Below are 18,284 nucleotides of genomic sequence, written 5' to 3' on the forward strand. Positions count from 1 at the left end.
TTACAACTTGATCAACACCGACTTCAACTCGGTGTAATGCTCAATCGCCGCATACCCCATCTCCCGCCCGACCCCGGACATTTTGTACCCGCCAAACGGCAACGCCGGATCGAGCGCGCTGTGGCAGTTGACCCACACCGACCCCGATTTGATTCGCGGAATCATCCGGTGCACCGCCGCCAGGTCGTTCGACCAGATACTCGCGCCCAGCCCATAAGGACTGTCATTGGCCATGCGCAACGCATCGGCTTCATCATCGAACGGAATCGCCACCAGCACCGGGCCGAAGATCTCTTCCTGCACCAGCGAGTGCTTCTGGTCGACATCGACAATCACCGTCGGCTTGACGAAAAACCCTGGCCCGAACTGCTCACCGCCGCAGGCGATGGTCGCGCCACTTTCCCGGCCTTTTTCGATGTACCCGTACACCCGTTCCTGCTGGCGAGCGGAAATCAGCGGCCCCATCTCGACGCTTGGGTCCAGACCGTTGCCGAGTTTCATGGCGTTGGCGATGTCGGCGATGTCCGCCACCACATTGTCGAAATGCTTGCGCTGCACATACAGCCTGGAACCGGCGCAGCACACCTGGCCCTGATTGAAGAAAATTGCGCTGGCGGCCCCGGCTGCGGCGGTTTTCAGGTCGGCATCGGCCATGACGATGGTTGGTGATTTGCCGCCCAGTTCAAGCGTGACACGGGTCATGGACTCCATGGCGATCTTGCCGATCTGCTTGCCCACGGCGGTGGAGCCGGTGAAGGTCAGCTTGTCCACCAGAGGGTTGTGGGTCAGCGCCGAGCCTGCGGTGATGCCGGTACCAGTGACCACGTTGAACACGCCCTCCGGGTACCCGGCTTCCAGCACCAGTTCGGCCAGTTTCAGCGCGGTCAGCGGGGTTTCGTCGGCGGGTTTGAGCACCACGGTGCAGCCGGTGGCCAGGGCCGGGCCGAGTTTCCAGCAGGCCAGCAGCAGCGGGAAGTTCCAGGCAACGATGGCACCCACCACACCTACCGCTTCGCGGCGGATGAAACTGTGGAACTGATCGTTGGGCATCAGCGGCAACGACACTTCAACGCTCGAGCCTTCGATCTTGGTCGCCCAGCCCGCCATGTAGCGCAGGAAGTCGATGGATAACTGCACGTCCATCACCTGGGCCACCGCTGCGCTTTTGCCGTTGTTCAGGCATTCCAGTTGCGCCAGTAGTTCGGCGTCGCGTTCCATCAGGTCGGCGAGTTTCCACAACAGGTTCTGCCGCTCTCGTGGGCGGGTGCGGGTCCAGGTCGAATCATCGAAGGCCTGACGAGCGGCCAGCACGGCGCGGTCGACGTCCTCGGGCGTTGCCCTTGGCACGACGCACAGCACTTCACCGGTGGCCGGGTTGTGCAGGGGCATGGTCTGGCCGTCGGCGGCCTCGACCCAGTCACCGCCGATAAGCATGCGCGGGGCGCGCTGGATGAACGCCGAGGTGGCGGGAAGCAAATAAGGGAGGGGCATGGCGAGACCTCTTGTTGTTCGTGAGAACGGAGGCTTTCGCAATGGCTGTGCCAAGTGCCAAGAAAGGCAGGGACGCCCTTGGTCGGCGGGGTTTTGGCGGCTCATGGGAACAGCGGACACAGAGGGGGTTGTTGCAAATTGCGACAACTATGAGACGACGAGCGACCTGCTGCGACCTTGAGACACCCACTTTAGGAGACTAGAATTTTCTGGCTCGGTGGATGAAGCGATGGTCCGTTCATCCGGCCAACCATCTGGCGTGAGGGAGGTAACGATGTTCCTTTCAACCCTGGAAATTCAAAACATCATTGAACACAGTATGTTGCCCGCTGTGTGCACATGCGTCATGGAGGCAGACCAGTCCATGACGATCCGGGTCTGTGACTGCATGACAGGAAAAGTGGAACTGATCGCCACTAACGTCCCCATATGGAACTTGAACAGTCCCCATGACATTGCTGTACTTGTGGCGGATATTCAGCAAAAAATCGAGGCTCATAAAAGCATTTCCTCGACATTGGCCAGTTGAGCCGGCGTCCCCCGCAACACGCAAGTGTTGCGGGGAAGTGGCGGATCAGGAATGGATCTTCCGCGAAATCTCTTGAAACGTGGCGCCATCTACGGCAGCCAACAGCTTTTTGTCATCATTGAGCGTCGCCAGAAAGGTCACTTCGGTTTCCTTGCCTGCGAGCATGAACCCGGCAATCGCGCCGATAGGGCCCAGCAACATCGCGCCCGCCACGCCGAAGCCGATGGCGTCCTTGATGTTGTTGATCGATTCCTGGTTAGCGACTTCCACACGCTTGAACGCTGAGAGCGGGAGGGTGATGCCGGGCCACGGGTGAAGCGACGTTCTAAGGGTAAAAACGCCGTCTCTGTACTCTCCATCACCCTGCAGAAAGTCCCCCGCCAGGACAGTGATGCTTGCCATCTTGTTTTCCCCTGACTGGCAATCGGTGAATCACCATTTCGCACCCGCCTGCAATGGCCGTCAATCGTCGGGCGATGAACTGTTCCGACCGGGGCATCTATGCTTGTCTCAGGTTGCAACACCTGTCGCGATATTAGACGCAGGCGAACCCGCCCAACCTCGATTCGCGGGCCTTGTCTTCGTGTAACTGCTTGATAAAAAAGGCTATCGGCAAGCTGGCACGCTCCGTGTATTGCTCATTGCAGACGTTTCTCTTGCCTCCGTCAGCGCTGCGCCGCCGACGGCAGAAACCATAAAAACGATAAGCCACAAAAATAAGAAAGCACTGTGCGAGGTTCGACGTTGATGAAGAGAAGACTCCGATCAGGCCTGAGCGCCAGTCTGCTGGCCGTGGCCGCGTGTGTGGCGCTGCATTCGCCATACAGCCTGGCAGCCCGCGACGCCCAGACCATCCTCAAGGAAACCTGTCAGGGCTGTCACACCCCCGAAGCTGACAATGCCCTGAGCCGCATCAGCCACCAGCGAAAAACCCCGGAAGGCTGGCTGATGAGCATCGCCCGGATGCAGACCATGCACGGTTTGCAGATCAGCGATGACGACCGCCGCACTCTGGTCAAATACCTGGCCGACACCCAAGGCCTGGCGCCGAGTGAAACCGATGGCGTGCGTTATGCGCTGGAGCGCCGGCTCAATACCGTCGAGAAATTCGACGACCAGACCAGCCAGATGTGCGGCCGCTGCCACTCCGGTGCGCGGGTTGCCCTGCAACGGCGTCCGGCCCAGGAATGGGAGCGCCTGGTGAACTTCCACCTCGGCCAATGGCCGTCCCTGGAATACCAGGCGCTGTCTCGTGACCGCGACTGGTTCGACCTGGCTCGAAAAGACATGGTGCCGCTGTTGGCCAAGCGTTACCCGCTGGACAACCCGGCCTGGAAAAAATGGCTGGGCAGCGCGCCGAAAGCCGAGTCGCTGGTCGGCGACTGGAGCTTCAGCGGCCACTTGCCGGGTAAAGGCGAACTGGCCGGCGTGATGAACGTCACCGCCGATGGCAGCGACACCTTCAAGGTCGGCGTCAAAGGCCAATACGCCGACGGCAGCCCGTTCAATGGCGAGGGCAGCGCGATTCTCTACACCGGTTACGAATGGCGCGGCAACGTGACCATCGACGGCGTGACCATGCGCCAGGTGTTCGCGGCCCAGGGCAATGCCATGCAGGGGCGGATGTTCGAGGCCGAGCACGATGAGCGCGGTCTGGACTTCGTCGCCACCAAACACGGCAGCAGTCGTTTGCTGGCGGTGCAGCCGGGTTATTTGAAGGCAGGTACCGAAACGGAAGTGACCCTGATCGGCAGCGGTCTCACCGGTAAACCGAACTTCGGCAAAGGCGTGGAGGTGGTGGAAGTCGTCGAGCAAAGTCCTGATCGCATCAAGGTCAAACTCAAGGCGGCCGCCAACGCCCAGCCGGGGCTGCGCAACGTCACCGTTGGCACGCTGAAAGGCCCGACCCTGTCGGTCTACAGCAAGATCAACCAAGTCAAAGTCGTGCCCGAGTTCTCGGTGGCACGGATCGGCGAGGGCGGTGGTTCGACGCCGAAAGTCCAGGGCCGGTTCGATGCCGAAGCCTGGGGCAAGGGTGCAGATGGCAAGCCGTATCGCATCGGCGTGTTCCCGGCGCAGTGGTCGGTCGAAGCCTTCGACGATCGCGCCAAGGAAGACGAAGACGTCAAGTTCGCCGGCACCATGCAGGCCGACAGCGGCGTGTTCACACCGGGCGATGCCGGGCCGAACCCGCAACGCAAGATGTCCACCAACAATGCCGGCAACCTCAAGGTGATCGCCGCCGTCGACGACGCAGGGAAATCCCTGACCGGCGAAGGCCACATGATCGTCACCGTGCAACGCTGGAACAATCCACCCATTCCATGAGTTGGCTGAAACCACAGGCTTCAGACACTTTTTCGGAATGACCGCAGGCCCCGTTAAACGGGGTTTGCACAGGAGGTTGCAATGGGCGCTATTTTGAATCTGGTCGAACGGAACCTGCACGAAGTGCACGTCGATGCCGACCGCATGCTGTTTCATATCCCCAGCAGTTCGCTGTTCGCCAGCGATGAGCTGACGGGCACCATCATCGATACCTTGCGCGGTCCCGGCTGTTCGTCGGAGGACCTGATCCAGCGCTTGGCATCGCGTTTCAACGGCGAGGAAATCACTGAGACCCTGCGCGAGCTGATGTCCCTGGAACTGGTCAGCGACGGCTCGCCGCTGACCCCGGACATCGGCACCAAACGGGTCGAGCGCACGGCGATCAATACCGTGGTGCTCAACGTCAACACCGGCTGCAATCTGAGCTGCACCTACTGCTACAAGGAAGACCTCGACAAGCCCTCGGCCGGCAAGAAAATGGACGTCGAAACAGCCGTCGCGTCGGTGGAAATGCTGCTGCGCGAATCGCCGGATGAAGAGCGCTTCACCGTGGTGTTTTTCGGTGGCGAGCCGCTGAGTAATCGCAAGCTGATCGAGTACATGGTCGACTATTGCGAGAAGCGCTTCCGCGAGGCGGGCAAGTTCGTCGAGTTCGTCATGACCACCAACGCGACGCTGCTCACCGAAGAGACCGTGGACTACCTGAATGCCCACCGTTTTGGCCTGTCAGTCAGTATCGACGGACCGAAAACCGTGCACGACCGCAACCGAATCACCGTGGGCGGGCAGGGCACTTACGACGTGGTGCGGCGCAAGGCCGAGATGCTGCTGTCGCGCTACAGCAGTCGTCCGGTGGGTGCCCGGGTCACGTTGACCACCGGCGTCACCGACGTCGAAACCATCTGGGATCACCTGTTCAACGAACTGGGTTTTGCCGAGGTCGGCTTCGCCCCGGTGACCTCCGGTGACATCAGCACCTTCAACCTGTCCAGCGACGAGCTGATCGAAGTCTTCGCCAGCATGAAGAGACTTGGTCGGCGTTACCTGGAAGCGGCTCTGGAACACCGCAACATCGGTTTCTCCAATCTGCACCAGCTGATCACCGACATCCACGAAGGTCACAAAAAAGCCCTGCCTTGCGGCGCGGGCCTGAAGATGCTGGCAGTGGATCACAAGGGCGAACTGAACCTGTGTCATCGCTTTACCGGTTCGTCACTGCCGACCTTCGGCAACGTCCACAGCGGTGTGAAACAGGTGGAGTTGAATGACTTCCTTTCCCAGCGCCTGGACCGTACCAACACCGGCTGCGAAGACTGCCAGATCCGCAACCTGTGCTCCGGCGGCTGCTACCACGAGAGTTACGCCCGGTACGGCGACCCGACCCACCCGACCTATCACTACTGCGAACTGATGCGTGACTGGGTCGACTTCGGCATCGAGGTCTACACCCGGATCATGGCCCACAACCCTGCGTTTATCAGCAGCTACATCACTCCGCGCAAGGCTCACTGATATGAAACATCTCAAGGCAATCAATAACAAAGCGTTGAAACTGGATGAGGCCGCGGCCGAAAACCGTATCGAAGAAGTGGTGGCGATGAGCTCTGTCGCGGGCTGTGCCTCGACCACTGACCCGGGTTGGGAAATCGATGCGTTTGGCGGGGTGTCGTCGCTGTGCCAGCCGATGGAAGCCGACCTGTATGGCTGCTCCGACCCTTGCTGGTGGCCTGCCCAGGTGCCCGACATGATGAGCACCTACCCGGACTGGAACAAGGATGCCCAGGCGTCCAACGACAACTGGCGCAACCTCGGCACTGTCTTCCCGAAAGACAAGTGATCGGACATGAAGAAGGATTCCAGCATGCATCGCATTAAAGCCTGCGGCCTGGCCGCGTTCGCCGTCCTGAGCGTCTGTTCAATCAACGTTCTGGCCGATGAAAACACTGCATTACAAGCGGGTCACGAGTACATGGTGACCACCAATTACCCGAACAACCTGCACGTGCTCGACCTGGCGACGGACACCTTGTTCAAGACCTGCAAGATGCCGGACGCCTTCGGTCCGGGCACTGTGCAGTTATCGCCGGATCGCAAGACCGCTTACGTGCTGAACAATCACTACGCGGATGTCTACGGCGTCGAGCTGGACAGCTGCAAGCAAGTGTTCCACGCCAGCATCACCCAGAAGCCTGGGGAGAAAGCGAAGTCGATGTTTGCCTTTACCCTCAGCCACGACGGCAAGGAACTGTTTGCCATCGCCAACCCGACGTTGATGCTCAACGACCGCTACGAAGTGCAACAGCCGCGGCTCGATGTCTACGCTACCGACGCCGGCCTGGACGCCAAACCCGTGCGCAGTTTCCCGGCGCCACGGCAGCTGACCATCATGCAGAGCGGTGACGACGGCACGCTGTACGTGGCGGGGGCGGATGTCTACAAGGTCGACGTGAAGACCGGCAAGTTCGACGTGCTGATCCCCAGTCGTCACTGGAAGCGGGCGAACTACAGCGCGCCGGACGTGCTTTACGTGTGGAACCAGCAGACCTATCGCCATGATTTCTCGCTGCTCTACACCGCCGCGAAATTCAAGGACAAGAAACAGGATCCGGCCACCGCTGAATACCTCTACGGGCTGTTCAGCATCGACCTGAAAACCGGCAAGACCGAAACCACCGACTTCGGCCCTCTGACGGAAATCTACTTCAGCGGCATGCGCTCGCCCAAGGATCCGAACCTGATGTTCGGCGTGCTCAACCGCCTGGCCAAGTACGACATCAAGGAGAAGAAAATGCTCCAGGCGGCAACGCTGGATCATTCCTACTACTGCATTTCCTTCAACAAGGACGGCAGCAAGATCTACCTGGCGGGGACGTTTAATGATGTGGCGATCTTTGATCCGGAGAGCATGAAGCAGATCGGCAACATCAAGTTGCCGGGGGGGGATATGGCGATCACGACGGCGCAGATATTTGTCCGGTAACGTGTGGCGTCTGAACTGACGCCTTCGCGGGCAAGCCTCGCTCCTACACGGTCGCCTCGCACCCAATAGTGCGATCACTGCGAACCTTTAGGCGCGAGGCTTGCCCGCGAAGAGGCCCTCAGCATCACCGAGGTGTTACACCCCAGGTACCGGGCAACCCATATCCCCTTCCTGACACTTCAGATAATTCTTGAAAGTCTCCACCCGCGCCTTGGTCAATTCAGTCACGCAGTTGCTGTAGATCAGCGGATACACACTCCCGCCTTCCACCCCGGCACTCGCGAACTTGCACTCGGCATCCCGAAACGCAATCCACGAACGCTGTGCCCCGAGCAGCAGCTTTTTGCTGTCCGGGTTGCTCTTCAAGCGCTGGGTGATCTGCTGGTAAAGCGCATTCAACTCTTTGTCCGCCGCCTTGTGCTGCTGCGCCGCGCATTGATTCATCGTGGCCTGGTCGGTGGCGTTGTCACAGTCCGCCGCGTGGGCGACGGTGGTGAACAGCAAAGGGGTCAGGGCCAGGAGGAAGCGTGGGTGCATAGTGATTCTCGCTGTGATGGGTAAACGTTGAGATGCAGTGTAGCGAAGGGTGTGGCCAACCAATAACGAAGTCAGGTGTAACCTCTTTAGCCAAGGGGCTTGCCTGCGTCAACGGTCCGCGTACTGTGCCAGGCATTCGGCTGCGAGCCAGAACTTCCCTCTGAAAATGCAGCCGAATATTTCAGACATGCTTGATAACAACACCCCATTGATACAACTTTAAGGTTGGTCTTGTGGTCTTACAGGCCTACTGTTCAGTACAGGAGGTGACTTATGAACCCAGCATCAGATCGCATCGAAAGGAAAATCCTGCTCAAAGTACCGCGCTCGCAGGTGTGGCGCGTGCTGGCCAATGCCGAGGCCTTCGGGCAGTGGTTTGGCGTGGCGCTGGAGGGCAAGCGCTTTGTCGCCGGTGAATGGACGCAGGGGCAGATTACTTACCCGGGTTATGAGTACCTGCTGTGGAATGTGCTGGTGGAGCGGGTCGAGCCGGAGCGGGTGTTTTCGTTTCGCTGGCATCCCTATGCGGTGGAGCCGGACACCGATTATTCCCAGGAACCCACCACGCTGGTGAAGTTCGAGCTCGAAGACATGGATGAGGGCACGTTGCTGAAGGTCACCGAGTCCGGTTTTGATCACATCCCGCAGACGCGCAGGCTCAAGGCGTTCCGTATGGACAGCCGTGGCTGGGATGAGCAGATGAGCAATATCGAAGAATTTCTGAAAACCGGCGCCAAGGCTCACGAGCGTCAGGAAGAGTAAAGGCTGCATGTTTGAAACCTGGTTGAAACGCTGGGCCCTGGTGCCGGACGGCGAACCGATCATCACGCCCGGCAGTCGTTTGCTGCCGGTACGGATGGGTGAGTTGCCGGCCATATTGAAGGTCGCCGTCGATGCCGAGGAAAAGTTCGGCAATCTGCTGATGACCTGGTGGGACGGCGAGGGCGCCGCGCGGGTTTACGCTCATCATGGCGATGCGTTGGTGCTGGAACGTGCCGAGAGCGATCGATCGCTGATGCACATGGCGCTCAACGGCCAGGATGACGAGGCCAGCCGGATACTGTGCACAGCGCTGGCTCGTTTACACGCCCCGCGTTCATCATCGCCGCCGCCCCTGATTCCCTTATGGTCATGGTTCGCTTCCTTGCGCATGGCCGCCGAACAGCAGGGCGGCACTTACTTGCTCAGTCTGAAAGCCGCCGAAGCGTTGCTCGCCGAGCCGCAGGATGTGGTGGTTTTGCACGGCGATATGCATCACGACAATGTTCTGGATTTCGGCCCGCGAGGCTGGCTCGCTATCGATCCGAAGCGGGTGATCGGCGAGCGCGGGTTCGACTACGCCAACTTGATCTGCAATCCCGATTTGCCGACGGCTAATGATCCGCAGCGCTTCAAAAAACAGATCGAGGTCGTGGCTCAGGCCGCGGGGCTGGAGCGTCAACGGCTGCTGCAATGGGTGTTGGGGTTTGCCGGGTTGTCGGCGGCCTGGTTTCTCGAGGATAAGGATGAGCTTGCGGCGCAAGGTCAGCTGCAGGCCGCTGAACTCGCGGCTTTCATGCTGATTGGCTGACGCGTCTAAGGGTTTTCGGAAGGGCGGGTATAGCGAATGTCTTACACGCGATGGTAGCTATGTCGTCTATTGCACATTGGATCCGAAGCGTAATCTAGCCTCATCAACTGAAGCACAGGAAGTGCTCCAGGATCACGGATGATCGACCATTAGCAAGGATTCGCTGCCGACAGGGAGTCGATATGGTCTTGGGAAAACCCGCTTCGGCGGGTTTTTTTTCGCCTTTTGAAAACTGTAGTGTTCGTGTGGATTTTTGATCTTATGGTCAAAGGCTTACACCTGCTGACGGGTATGTCGTCTTTTGGTGCTTCACCATTGCGCTTATTCTGGATCCATCAACTGAAGCACAGGGAGTGCTCAGGATCAGGGATGATCGACCATTGGCCAGGATGGCTGCCGACAGGATGTCGAAAATGGTCTTGAGAAACCCGCCGAAGCGGGTTTTTTTTCGCCTGTCGAAAAGTACTGCTACAGCCTGGACGCCGCCCGTCCAGTGATCTGCGCCCTTTGCTGCAGGGATGGCGCCGCCCGCCGATGCGCTTCTGCCAATACGCTCGGCGGCGCTGTTTCGGGGCTGCCGGACTGGAACGGCGGTGCCGGGGCGTATTCCAGCTGCAACTGCACCAGCTCGGCCGTGTCCTTATCGAACAACTCGGCCGCCAGGGTCAGGGCAAAATCGATCCCTGCGGTAATCCCGCCACCGGTCAGCAGATTGCCGTCGCGCACGACGCGGTCCTTCACCGGTATTGCCCCCAAAGGCCCCAGCAATTCGTGATAAGCCCAGTGCGTGGTCGCGCGTTTGCCTTTCAGCAGACCGGCCGCGCCGAGCACCAGCGCGCCGGTGCACACCGACGTGACATAACGCGCGTTAGCCGCTTGGGCCTTGATAAACGCCAATGTCTGCTCATCCTCCATCAATGGCCCGACGCCGCTGCCCCCGGGAATGCAGATCACATCGAGTGGCGGGCAATCATCGAAGGTCGTGGTTGGCTTCAGCACCAGCCCGGTGCTCGAAGTAACCGGCACCAGGTCCTTCCAGATCAGATGCACCTTCACGTCCGGCAGCGAGGCCAGCACGTCGTAAGGGCCGGTGAGGTCCAGTTGTTGAACCTGTGGAAACAACAGAAAACCGATCTGCAACGTCATGGTGTTTTCTCATGAAGTGGGTGGACGGCTTCACTTTAGGCTCGTAGGATCTGGCGTATACGCCAATAACCCCACGAATTGCGCCAATATGCCAAAAACCATTCATGTGCTCGCGTTCGCCAATGTGCAATTGCTCGACGTCACCGGGCCGTTGCAGGTGTTTGCCTCGGCCAACGACATCGCCCGTCAACAAGGCTTGCCGGCGCCCTACGCGCCGACGGTAATTGCCAACGGTGGCGGGGTGGTGATGTCGTCGGCGGGGCTGGCGCTGTTAGCCGAGCCGTTGCCCGAGCAAGGCAGCGACACCTTGATCATCGCCGGTGGTTGGGGTGTCTACGCGGCGGCGGAGGATGAGTCGCTGGTGGCCTGGGTGCGTGAACAGGCGACGGCGTGTCGGCGGGTTTCATCGGTGTGCACCGGGGCGTTCTTGCTGGCGGCCAGTGGTTGGCTTGACGGTCGGCGTGTGGTGACTCACTGGACCCGTTGCGAGCAATTGGCGCAGAAACATCCCCGGTTACGGGTCGAGCCCAACCCGATCTTTATCAATGACGGCCCGGTCTGGACCTCGGCCGGCGTTACGGCCGGCATCGATCTATCATTGGCGATGGTCGAAGAGGATCTCGGTCGCACCATGGCCCTGGACGTCGCTCGGCAACTGGTGGTGTTCCTCAAGCGCCCGGGCGGTCAGTCGCAGTTCAGCGTGACCTTGTCTCTGCAAAAGGAAGGCAGCCGGTTCGACGAACTTCATGCCTGGATCAGCGAAAATCTCACCATGGACCTGGGCATTCCGACACTCGCCTTGCAGGCCGGCATGAGCGAACGCAGCTTCGTTCGCCATTACCGCGCCGACACCGGCCAGACGCCGGCGCGGGCCATCGAGCTGATCCGGGTCGAGACCGCGCGACGCTTGCTCAGTGATACCGGTCTGCCGATCAAACGGGTGGCGGTGCAGTGCGGGTTCGGCAGTGAAGAAACGCTTCGCCGCAGTTTTCTGCGGGCCATGGGCGTAACGCCGCAAGCCTATCGCGAGCGGTTTTCTGTCAGCGCTGAAGCAGATCCAGTAATGCCTTGAGCGTCGCTTCGGGTGCTTCTTCGGGAATGTTGTGGCCGACGCCCGCCAGCACTCGCCGCTCATAAAACCCAGAGAAATGTTCAATGTCCTCATCAATCTCCTCGGCCGGTCCGACGCCATCGTCGGCACCACACAGGGAAATCGTCGGGACGCTGATCGACGGTTGCCGGGTCAGCGCTTCTTCCATCCACGCCAGTGCCGGGTCCCCTGGCGCGTACATGAAGCGGTGACGGTACGAGTGAATCACCACCTCGACGAAATCCGGGTTGTCGAAGGCCGGCGCGCTCAGTGGGTAGCGCTCAGGGCCTTTGGCCCAGGTCGGTGACCATAATTTCCAGAGCAATTCGCACAAGTCCCGGCGATTTTTCGTCAGGCCCTCGACACCGCGCGGGGTGTGAAAGTAATACTGATACCAGAGGCGATGCTCGGTTTCCGGGGCCTGTGGCTGGGTGGAGCCGGGAATATTCTGCAGGTTGTAGCCATCGCCCGTCACCAGACAGCGAACCCGCTCCGGCCAAAGCGCCGCGACGATGCACGCCGCCCGACCGCCCCAGTCGTAGCCGCAAAGGGCGGCCTTCGGGAGGGCCAGCGCGTCCATCAAGTCCAGCAGATCCTGGGCGAGGGCGGCTTGCTGGCCGGAGCGCAGGGTGTCGGGGCTGTTGAAGCGGGTCGGGCCGTAGCCGCGCAGGTACGGAACGATAACGCGGTAGCCCCGAGCGGCAAGGGCCGGGGCGATTTCGTCGTAGCCGCGTGGGGAATAAGGGAAGCCGTGAAGGAGGAGGATCGGGTCGCCGGTGGCAGGGCCGTGTTCTTCGTAGGCGACCGTCAACGTCGGGGTCTTGATGTTCTGGATCAACGCTTCAGTGTTCATCGGACACTCCAGAGGTGTTTGTCAGACGGAGGATGCAAAGAGACCAGGTTCCGCCAACTCAGACTTCGACTTCGGCCACCTGATTGAAGTACTTCGACCGGTCCGGCGTAAACGTCACCACCATCCTCGTCCGCGAACACGTCAGAGGCCGCTCTTCACCCAGATCAACATCCAGATCCTCCCCACGCAAACCCTGCCACTGGGCCAGGTATTTGAGGGATCCGTACTTTTCGAGTTTCTTCAGGCTGCGGCTGACGCCACCTTTCCAGCCCAGCACCGGCAGTTCGCCGGCAAGGCAGCGTTGGGCGAGTTCGGGGAAACGGGCGGCGCGTTGGCGGCCGATCTCCCAGCATTTGATCAGGCCTTTGTCGGGGGCCTCCCACAGTTCATCGCGGTTCAGGCCTGAACGCAGAGGGGTGTCGATGGGGCGGTGGATACGCTGGCTCATTCTGGTTCCTTGAATTCGGGTTTTATCGGGCAGCTCCGCTGCACCCGTTGACGGTGGATGGTAGGGGGGGATGTAACGGCTGGCAACAAACGTTTTCGGGCTGTTGGAATGAGCGGTTTCGGGTGATTGGGCAGGTTTGTTTAATGGTTGTAGGAGTCTGGACCCTACCGCTCACTTTTTTCGCGGGTATTCAGCCAGTCCTGTGCGATGGCTGATGACGTCTTCGCGAGCAGGCTCGCTCCCACAGGTTTTGTGTCGTTCACAAATAGCGTATTTGACACAAATTCTGTGGGAGCGAGCCTGCTCGCGATAGGGGCAACGCGGACTCAAGGCTGCCAGTAATTTTTCTCCCCACTCAATTTCCGATCCAGAAAGCTGGCCGCGCTGATCAGCGCCAAGTGCGTCAACGCTTGCGGCGTGTTGCCCAGGTGTCGCCCATGGCTGTCGAACTCTTCGGCGTATAAGCCCAGCGGGTTGGCGTACCTGAGCAATTGTTCAAACTCCAGGTGCGCCTTTTCCACCTGGCCTGCCCGGGCCAGGCATTCGACGTACCAGAATGAACACGCAGCAAAGGCGCCTTCGGTGCCGCTGAGGCCGTCGATCTGGCTGTCTTCGTTGCGATAGCGGTAGACCATGCCGTCGCGCACCAGGGTTTTCTGAATGGCTTCGAGGGTCGATAACCAGCGCGGATCCTTGGCGCTGACGAAGCGCACCAGCGGCATCAGCAACATCGAACCATCCAGCGTGGTGCCGCCGATGTACTGCACGAAATGCCCGCGTTCTTCGTTCCAGAAGTTGTCCCAGATGTCGGCGTAGATCGCTTGACGGGTCTGGTCCCAGCGGGAAAACGGCGCGGGCAGGGAGCGTTTGGAGGCGAGTCGAATGGCCCGGTCCAGGGCCACCCAGCACATCAGTCGCGAGTGCAGAAAGTGATGCTGTTCGCCGCGCATTTCCCAGATGCCCACATCCTCTTGCTGCCAGGTTTCACAGACTTGATCCACGACGCCCACGGCGTGTTTCCAGCCTTCATGGGAGATCGCGTCGCCGTATTTGTTGACCAGGTACACCGCGTCCATCAGCTCGCCGAAGATGTCGAGCTGGACCTGGTCATACGCTTGATTGCCAATGCGCACCGGCGTCGCGCCGCCATGGCCGGACAGGTGCGAGAGCTCGGTTTCCGGCAGTTCCTGGCGCCCGTCGATGGCGTAGAGGATGTTGAGTTTCATCGGTTTGCCGTGGCAATCGCTGACCCGCCCGCGCAGCCAGCGCATGTAGTCGTTGGCTTCCTGAACAAAGCCCAGGCGCATGAACGCGTAGACGGTGAACGAGGCGTCGCGGATCCAGGTGTAGCGGTAGTCCCAGTTGCGTTCGCCGCCGGGTGTTTCCGGCAGGCCGAACGTGGCGGCAGCGAGGATCGCGCCGTGTTTGCGCGAGGTCAGCAGCTTCAGGGCCAGGGCTGAGCGGTTGACCATTTCCCGCCAGCGACCACGGTAGTTGGACTGACCGCTCCAGTCGCGCCAGAACTTCAGCGTGCGTTCCAGGCACAACCCGGCCGCGCCTTTGTTGAAACGCGGGTCGTCGATGCCGCCGAGCAGGAATTCCGCGCTCTGATCCTGTTTGAGGGTGAATTCAGCGACGGCCGCGTTGCCGTCGATACGCAAGGTCTGATCCGATGCCAGGCGCAGAGAGGGCTGATCATCGGCCTCGAATGCCACGTCTTTGGCATCCATGCGTGCGTGGGTCCTGGCGCGAGCGTAGTCATGCCGCACGGCGCAGCGCATGTGAAACGTTGCCTGGCCGCTGACCACCCGGACCCGGCGCATCAGCACCGGCAGATCATCTTCGCTGTCGCCGATGGGCAGCAGGTCGGTGACTTCGACCACGGCGCGCTCGCTCAGCCAGCGGGTTTGCAGCACGTTGGTGTCGGGCAGGTAAATCTGTTCGCGGCGCGCATCAGGCAAGTCCGGCGATAGCTGGAAAATGCCTGCCTCGGGCGTGTCCAGCAGCGAGCAGAAGATCGACGGGCTGTCGAATTCCGGCCAGCAGAAAAAGTCGACGCTGCCCTTGTCATTGACCAGCGCCGCGCTGCGCATGTCGCCGATGATGCCGTGGGCGTCGATGTTGCTTTGTCGCTCGGGATGATGATCAGCCATTGCCGCGAAACTCCGGATAGAGGCTCATGCCGCCGTCGATGAACAGGGTGGTGCCGACGATGTAGTCCGACGCATCGGAGGCGAGGAAGACCAGCGCGTTGGCGATGTCCTCGACTTCACCGACCCGACCGTAAGGAATAAGTTTGAGCAGTTGCTCCTCGTTGGCATCGCGATTGATGTCTGTACGAATCGCCCCCGGTGCGATGCCATTGATGCGGATGCGCTGGTGGCTGACTTCCTGGGCGAGGGTTTGCATCAGCATGTCGACGCCGCCCTTGGACGCGGCGTAATTGACGTGGCCGGCCCAGGGAATGCGCTGGTGCACCGAGCTCATATGAATAATCTTGCCGGCGGCCCGGGACACGCCTTCGCGAATACCCTGACGGTTGAAAATACGCAGGGCGGCGCGGGCGCAGAGGAACTGTCCGGTGAGGTTGACGCCGATCACCTGGTTCCAGTCGGCGAGGGTCATGTCCACCGCCTTGGCGTCTTTTTGCATACCCGAATTGGCCACCAGAATGTCCAGCGAACCGAACGCCTCGAGGGTTAGCGCGAACAGCCGTTCGACGTCTTCTTCTTTGGAAACGTCGGCACCGATGGCGATAGCCCGACCGCCTTCAGCGTTGATCTGCCGGGCCAGTTCTTCGGCGGGTTCAGCCTGGGAATGGTAGTTGATCACCACTGCGGCCCCGGCGGCGGCCAATGCCTTGGCGGCGCCTGCGCCGATGCCTGAGCTGGCACCGGTGATGAGGGCGACTTGTTGGTCGAGGGAAATCTGCATCAGTGTGAGCGCCTTGAGTGTGAGGGCTTAATTAGCTGACTGACGGGGGCTGGCGAGAGTTCACGTCGAACCATGAAAGTTTCGTCACCTGACCGCATGACACCTGATCGTTCCCACGCCGAGCGGCGGGAACGATCAACGTGTGAGGCCTTCACATTCAACCAACAATTGCCTGCTTTCCCCTCGGTTCGCCTTATGGCAACTTGCTCGCCCTGACTGAGACTCGCACCCCATGACCAACCCCTACCGCGACCTGTTCAAAGCCCCTGGCAGCCGAGCGTTCGTGCTGGCCGGGATGATCGCGCGCATGCCCATTTCCATGACCGGCATCGGCCTGATCACCATGCTCTCGCAACTGCAAGGCGGCTACGGTCTGGCCGGTGCGGTGGCGGCGACGTTTGCTCTGGCCACGGCGTTTTGTGCGCCGCAAGTCTCGCGGCTGGTGGATCGCTTTGGTCAAGGCCGGGTTCTGCCGGTTTCGGCGTTGATCGGTGGTGGGGCGTTGTTGCTGGTGTTGCTTTGCACCCGCTTGCAGGCGCCGATCTGGACGTTGTTTGTGTTCGCCGCGCTGGCCGGTTGCATGCCGAGCATGTCGGCGATGGTCCGTGCGCGCTGGACCGAGGTGTATCGCGGCCAGCCGGAGCTGCAAACCGCTTATGCGCTGGAATCAGTGCTGGACGAAGTCTGCTTTATTGTCGGGCCGCCGCTGTCGGTGGGTTTGTGCGTGGTGGCGTTTCCCGAGGCCGGTCCGTTGGCGGCGTTGCTGATGCTGGCGATCGGGGTGACGGCGTTTGTCCTGCAACGGGACACCGAGCCGGCGGTGCATCCCCATGAAGAACACCATCAGGGCTCGATTATCCGTTCGCTCGACATTCAATTGCTGATGCTGTTGATGGTCGCCATGGGCACCATCGTTGGCGTGGTGGATGTGGTCAGCGTGGCCTTCGCCCAGCAGCAGGGCCAGCCGGCAGCAGCGAGCATTGTGTTGTCGGTGTATGCCATTGGTTCCTGTCTGGCGGGATTGGCGTTCGGGGCGTTGCGCTCGAAAGTGCCGCTGCCGCGATTGTTCTTGTATGGCGGGGTGGCGACGGCGGTCACCACGCTGCCGTTACTGCTGGCGACGAACATTCTCGGGCTGTCGCTGGCGGTGTTTGTCGCCGGTCTGTTCTTTGCGCCGACGCTGATTGTGGCAATGGCGTTGGTGGAGCGCATCGTGCCGCCGGCCAAACTGACTGAAGGCCTGACCTGGCTGGTCACCGGGTTGAGTATTGGCGTGGCAATCGGTGCGGCCGGTTCGGGTTGGCTGATCGATGCATTTGGGGCCCGTAGTGGATTCTGGGTGGCAATTGCTGCCGGTGCGGTGATCCTCGGTTCCGCAGTCCAAAGCTATCGCCACCTGAGATAAGCGAAACACAGAACCTGTGGCGAGGGAGCTCGCTCCCGCTGGGTCGCGAAGCGGCCCCAAAAAACCCGTTTTACGACTGCTGCGCAGCCGAGCGGGAGCAAGCGCCCTCGCCACGATGTCAGTGTTCGGCACTTCTACAACCTTGGGACTAATTCAAGGCCGGCCTCATCCGTTCCCTTGATAGACAACTTTTCGAGGTAAGCCCGGTGACCCAGCTGACATTGCTGTGCCTGCCCTATTCAGGCGCGAGCGCCATGGTCTACAGCCGCTGGCGGCGCAAGCTGCCGGAATGGCTCACGCTGCAGCCGGTGGAACTGCCGGGGCGTGGCGCACGGTATGGCGAGCCGTTGCACACCGACATGCGACGCCTGGCGCTGCAACTCGCCCAGGAACAAAACGCCACGCTCAAGGCGCCATACGCATTGTTCGGTCATAGCCTGGGCGCGTTGGTGGCCTGTGAAATGGCCCATGCGTTTCGCTCGCTGGGGTGCCCGGAGCCGGTGGCCCTGTTCGCCTCGGGCACGGCTGCACCCACCATGCGGGCCGACTACGATCGCGGCTTCGCCCAGCCCAGGACCGATGCCGAATTGATCGATCAACTGCGCACCCTCAATGGCACCAGCGAAGAAGTGCTGGCCAATAAAGAGCTGATGAGCCTGACACTGCCGGTCCTGCGCGCGGACTTCCTGCTGTGCGGGCGCTTCGAACCGCAGCAGCGTCCCTTGCTCAAGTGCCCGGTGCATGTGCTCGGTGGCAAGGATGATCGGGCCACCACCGAGCAGTTGATCGGCTGGAGCAAGGAAACCCACGGTAGTTTTTCGGTGGACATGCTTGCGGGCGGGCACTTCTTTATCCATGAGCACGAAGCCAAGGTGTTGCGGGTGATCAAGGATCAGCTTGAGGTTCACCATCGGCGGCACGCCATGGCTGCCAGCGCCTGACGCAATCCCGGGCGTCACTCAATCCCTGTGGG

18 protein-coding genes are annotated in these 18,284 nt (G+C 60.6%); 10 read left to right on the forward strand and 8 right to left on the reverse strand.

Going from position 1 to position 18,284, the window contains the following annotated elements:
* Positions 1-1,491 carry an aldehyde dehydrogenase gene (locus RHP74_RS09430; protein WP_154911472.1) on the reverse strand — a complete coding sequence of 497 codons (1,491 nt, stop codon included), beginning with the start codon at positions 1,489-1,491 and terminating at the stop codon, positions 1-3.
* Between the two features lie 274 nt (positions 1,492-1,765).
* On the opposite strand from RHP74_RS09430, the gene RHP74_RS09435 reads away from it, so the two are divergent.
* Positions 1,766-2,020: a DUF1652 domain-containing protein gene (locus RHP74_RS09435; protein WP_311099054.1), complete on the forward strand. Its 255-nt coding sequence runs from the start codon at positions 1,766-1,768 to the stop codon at positions 2,018-2,020.
* Between the two features lie 45 nt (positions 2,021-2,065).
* On the opposite strand, the gene RHP74_RS09440 is transcribed toward RHP74_RS09435, so the two are convergent.
* Positions 2,066-2,422, reverse strand: a complete 357-nt coding sequence (locus RHP74_RS09440) for a hypothetical protein (protein WP_311099056.1) — start codon at positions 2,420-2,422, stop codon at positions 2,066-2,068.
* Between the two features lie 345 nt (positions 2,423-2,767).
* On the opposite strand from RHP74_RS09440, the gene peaA reads away from it, so the two are divergent.
* The 4 genes from peaA to peaD all read left to right on the forward strand — a co-directional run bounded on the left by peaA (position 2,768) and on the right by peaD (position 7,328).
* The gene (gene peaA / locus RHP74_RS09445; protein ID WP_311099058.1) at positions 2,768-4,348 is read left to right on the forward strand and encodes a quinohemoprotein amine dehydrogenase subunit alpha; all 1,581 of its coding nucleotides are present in this window, start codon (positions 2,768-2,770) and stop codon (positions 4,346-4,348) included.
* A gap of 81 nt (positions 4,349-4,429) precedes the next feature.
* Positions 4,430-5,860, forward strand: a complete 1,431-nt coding sequence (peaB, locus tag RHP74_RS09450; protein WP_311099061.1) for a quinohemoprotein amine dehydrogenase maturation protein — start codon at positions 4,430-4,432, stop codon at positions 5,858-5,860.
* Between the two features lies 1 nt (position 5,861).
* The gene (gene qhpC, locus RHP74_RS09455; protein WP_008027961.1) at positions 5,862-6,185 is read left to right on the forward strand and encodes a quinohemoprotein amine dehydrogenase subunit gamma; all 324 of its coding nucleotides are present in this window, start codon (positions 5,862-5,864) and stop codon (positions 6,183-6,185) included.
* A 24-nt stretch (positions 6,186-6,209) separates the two neighbouring features.
* Entirely contained in the window at positions 6,210-7,328 is a 1,119-nt protein-coding gene (peaD, locus tag RHP74_RS09460; protein ID WP_010458411.1) for a quinohemoprotein amine dehydrogenase subunit beta, read from the forward strand.
* Between the two features lie 135 nt (positions 7,329-7,463).
* Here peaD and RHP74_RS09465 read toward each other — a convergent pair whose 3' ends face one another.
* Positions 7,464-7,865 (reverse strand): lysozyme inhibitor LprI family protein, encoded by a 402-nt coding sequence (locus RHP74_RS09465; protein WP_077748915.1) that lies wholly within the window; start codon positions 7,863-7,865, stop codon positions 7,464-7,466.
* Positions 7,866-8,138: 273 nt separating this feature from the next.
* Here RHP74_RS09465 and RHP74_RS09470 point away from each other — a divergent pair, with 273 nt between their 5' ends.
* Both RHP74_RS09470 and RHP74_RS09475 read left to right on the forward strand, forming a co-directional pair.
* Positions 8,139-8,627, forward strand: a complete 489-nt coding sequence (locus tag RHP74_RS09470) for an SRPBCC family protein (protein ID WP_010458415.1) — start codon at positions 8,139-8,141, stop codon at positions 8,625-8,627.
* A 7-nt stretch (positions 8,628-8,634) separates the two neighbouring features.
* A complete protein-coding gene (locus tag RHP74_RS09475) occupies positions 8,635-9,435 on the forward strand; it encodes an aminoglycoside phosphotransferase family protein (protein ID WP_311099067.1) in 801 nt (266 codons plus the stop codon).
* A 468-nt stretch (positions 9,436-9,903) separates the two neighbouring features.
* Here RHP74_RS09475 and inhA read toward each other — a convergent pair whose 3' ends face one another.
* The gene (inhA, locus tag RHP74_RS09480) at positions 9,904-10,581 is read right to left on the reverse strand and encodes an isonitrile hydratase (protein ID WP_311099069.1); all 678 of its coding nucleotides are present in this window, start codon (positions 10,579-10,581) and stop codon (positions 9,904-9,906) included.
* Positions 10,582-10,669: 88 nt separating this feature from the next.
* Here inhA and RHP74_RS09485 point away from each other — a divergent pair, with 88 nt between their 5' ends.
* Positions 10,670-11,653: a GlxA family transcriptional regulator gene (locus RHP74_RS09485; protein WP_010458421.1), complete on the forward strand. Its 984-nt coding sequence runs from the start codon at positions 10,670-10,672 to the stop codon at positions 11,651-11,653.
* Here the strand turns inward: RHP74_RS09485 and RHP74_RS09490 are convergent.
* The 4 genes from RHP74_RS09490 to RHP74_RS09505 all read right to left on the reverse strand — a co-directional run bounded on the left by RHP74_RS09490 (position 11,622) and on the right by RHP74_RS09505 (position 15,906).
* Positions 11,622-12,524 carry an alpha/beta fold hydrolase gene (locus RHP74_RS09490; RefSeq protein WP_169857422.1) on the reverse strand — a complete coding sequence of 301 codons (903 nt, stop codon included), beginning with the start codon at positions 12,522-12,524 and terminating at the stop codon, positions 11,622-11,624. The genes RHP74_RS09485 and RHP74_RS09490 overlap by 32 nt on opposite strands.
* 58 nt (positions 12,525-12,582) lie before the next feature.
* A complete protein-coding gene (locus RHP74_RS09495) occupies positions 12,583-12,972 on the reverse strand; it encodes a hypothetical protein (RefSeq protein WP_311099071.1) in 390 nt (129 codons plus the stop codon).
* A gap of 326 nt (positions 12,973-13,298) precedes the next feature.
* Complete coding sequence (locus RHP74_RS09500) at positions 13,299-15,125, reverse strand: glycoside hydrolase family 15 protein (RefSeq protein ID WP_311099073.1); 1,827 nt, start codon at positions 15,123-15,125, stop codon at positions 13,299-13,301.
* Positions 15,118-15,906, reverse strand: coding sequence for a glucose 1-dehydrogenase (locus tag RHP74_RS09505; RefSeq protein ID WP_221108860.1), 789 nt, complete (start codon positions 15,904-15,906; stop codon positions 15,118-15,120). The genes RHP74_RS09500 and RHP74_RS09505 overlap by 8 nt, the downstream gene beginning before the upstream one ends.
* Before the next feature lie 232 nt (positions 15,907-16,138).
* Here RHP74_RS09505 and RHP74_RS09510 point away from each other — a divergent pair, with 232 nt between their 5' ends.
* The gene (locus RHP74_RS09510; protein ID WP_311099075.1) at positions 16,139-17,311 is read left to right on the forward strand and encodes an MFS transporter; all 1,173 of its coding nucleotides are present in this window, start codon (positions 16,139-16,141) and stop codon (positions 17,309-17,311) included.
* A gap of 206 nt (positions 17,312-17,517) precedes the next feature.
* Positions 17,518-18,252 (forward strand): alpha/beta fold hydrolase, encoded by a 735-nt coding sequence (locus RHP74_RS09515; protein WP_311099077.1) that lies wholly within the window; start codon positions 17,518-17,520, stop codon positions 18,250-18,252.
* The last annotated feature ends 32 nt before the right edge of the window (positions 18,253-18,284 follow it).

Source organism: Pseudomonas sp. SG20052 (assembly GCF_031766055.1).
Taxonomy (GTDB): domain Bacteria; phylum Pseudomonadota; class Gammaproteobacteria; order Pseudomonadales; family Pseudomonadaceae; genus Aquipseudomonas; species Aquipseudomonas mandelii.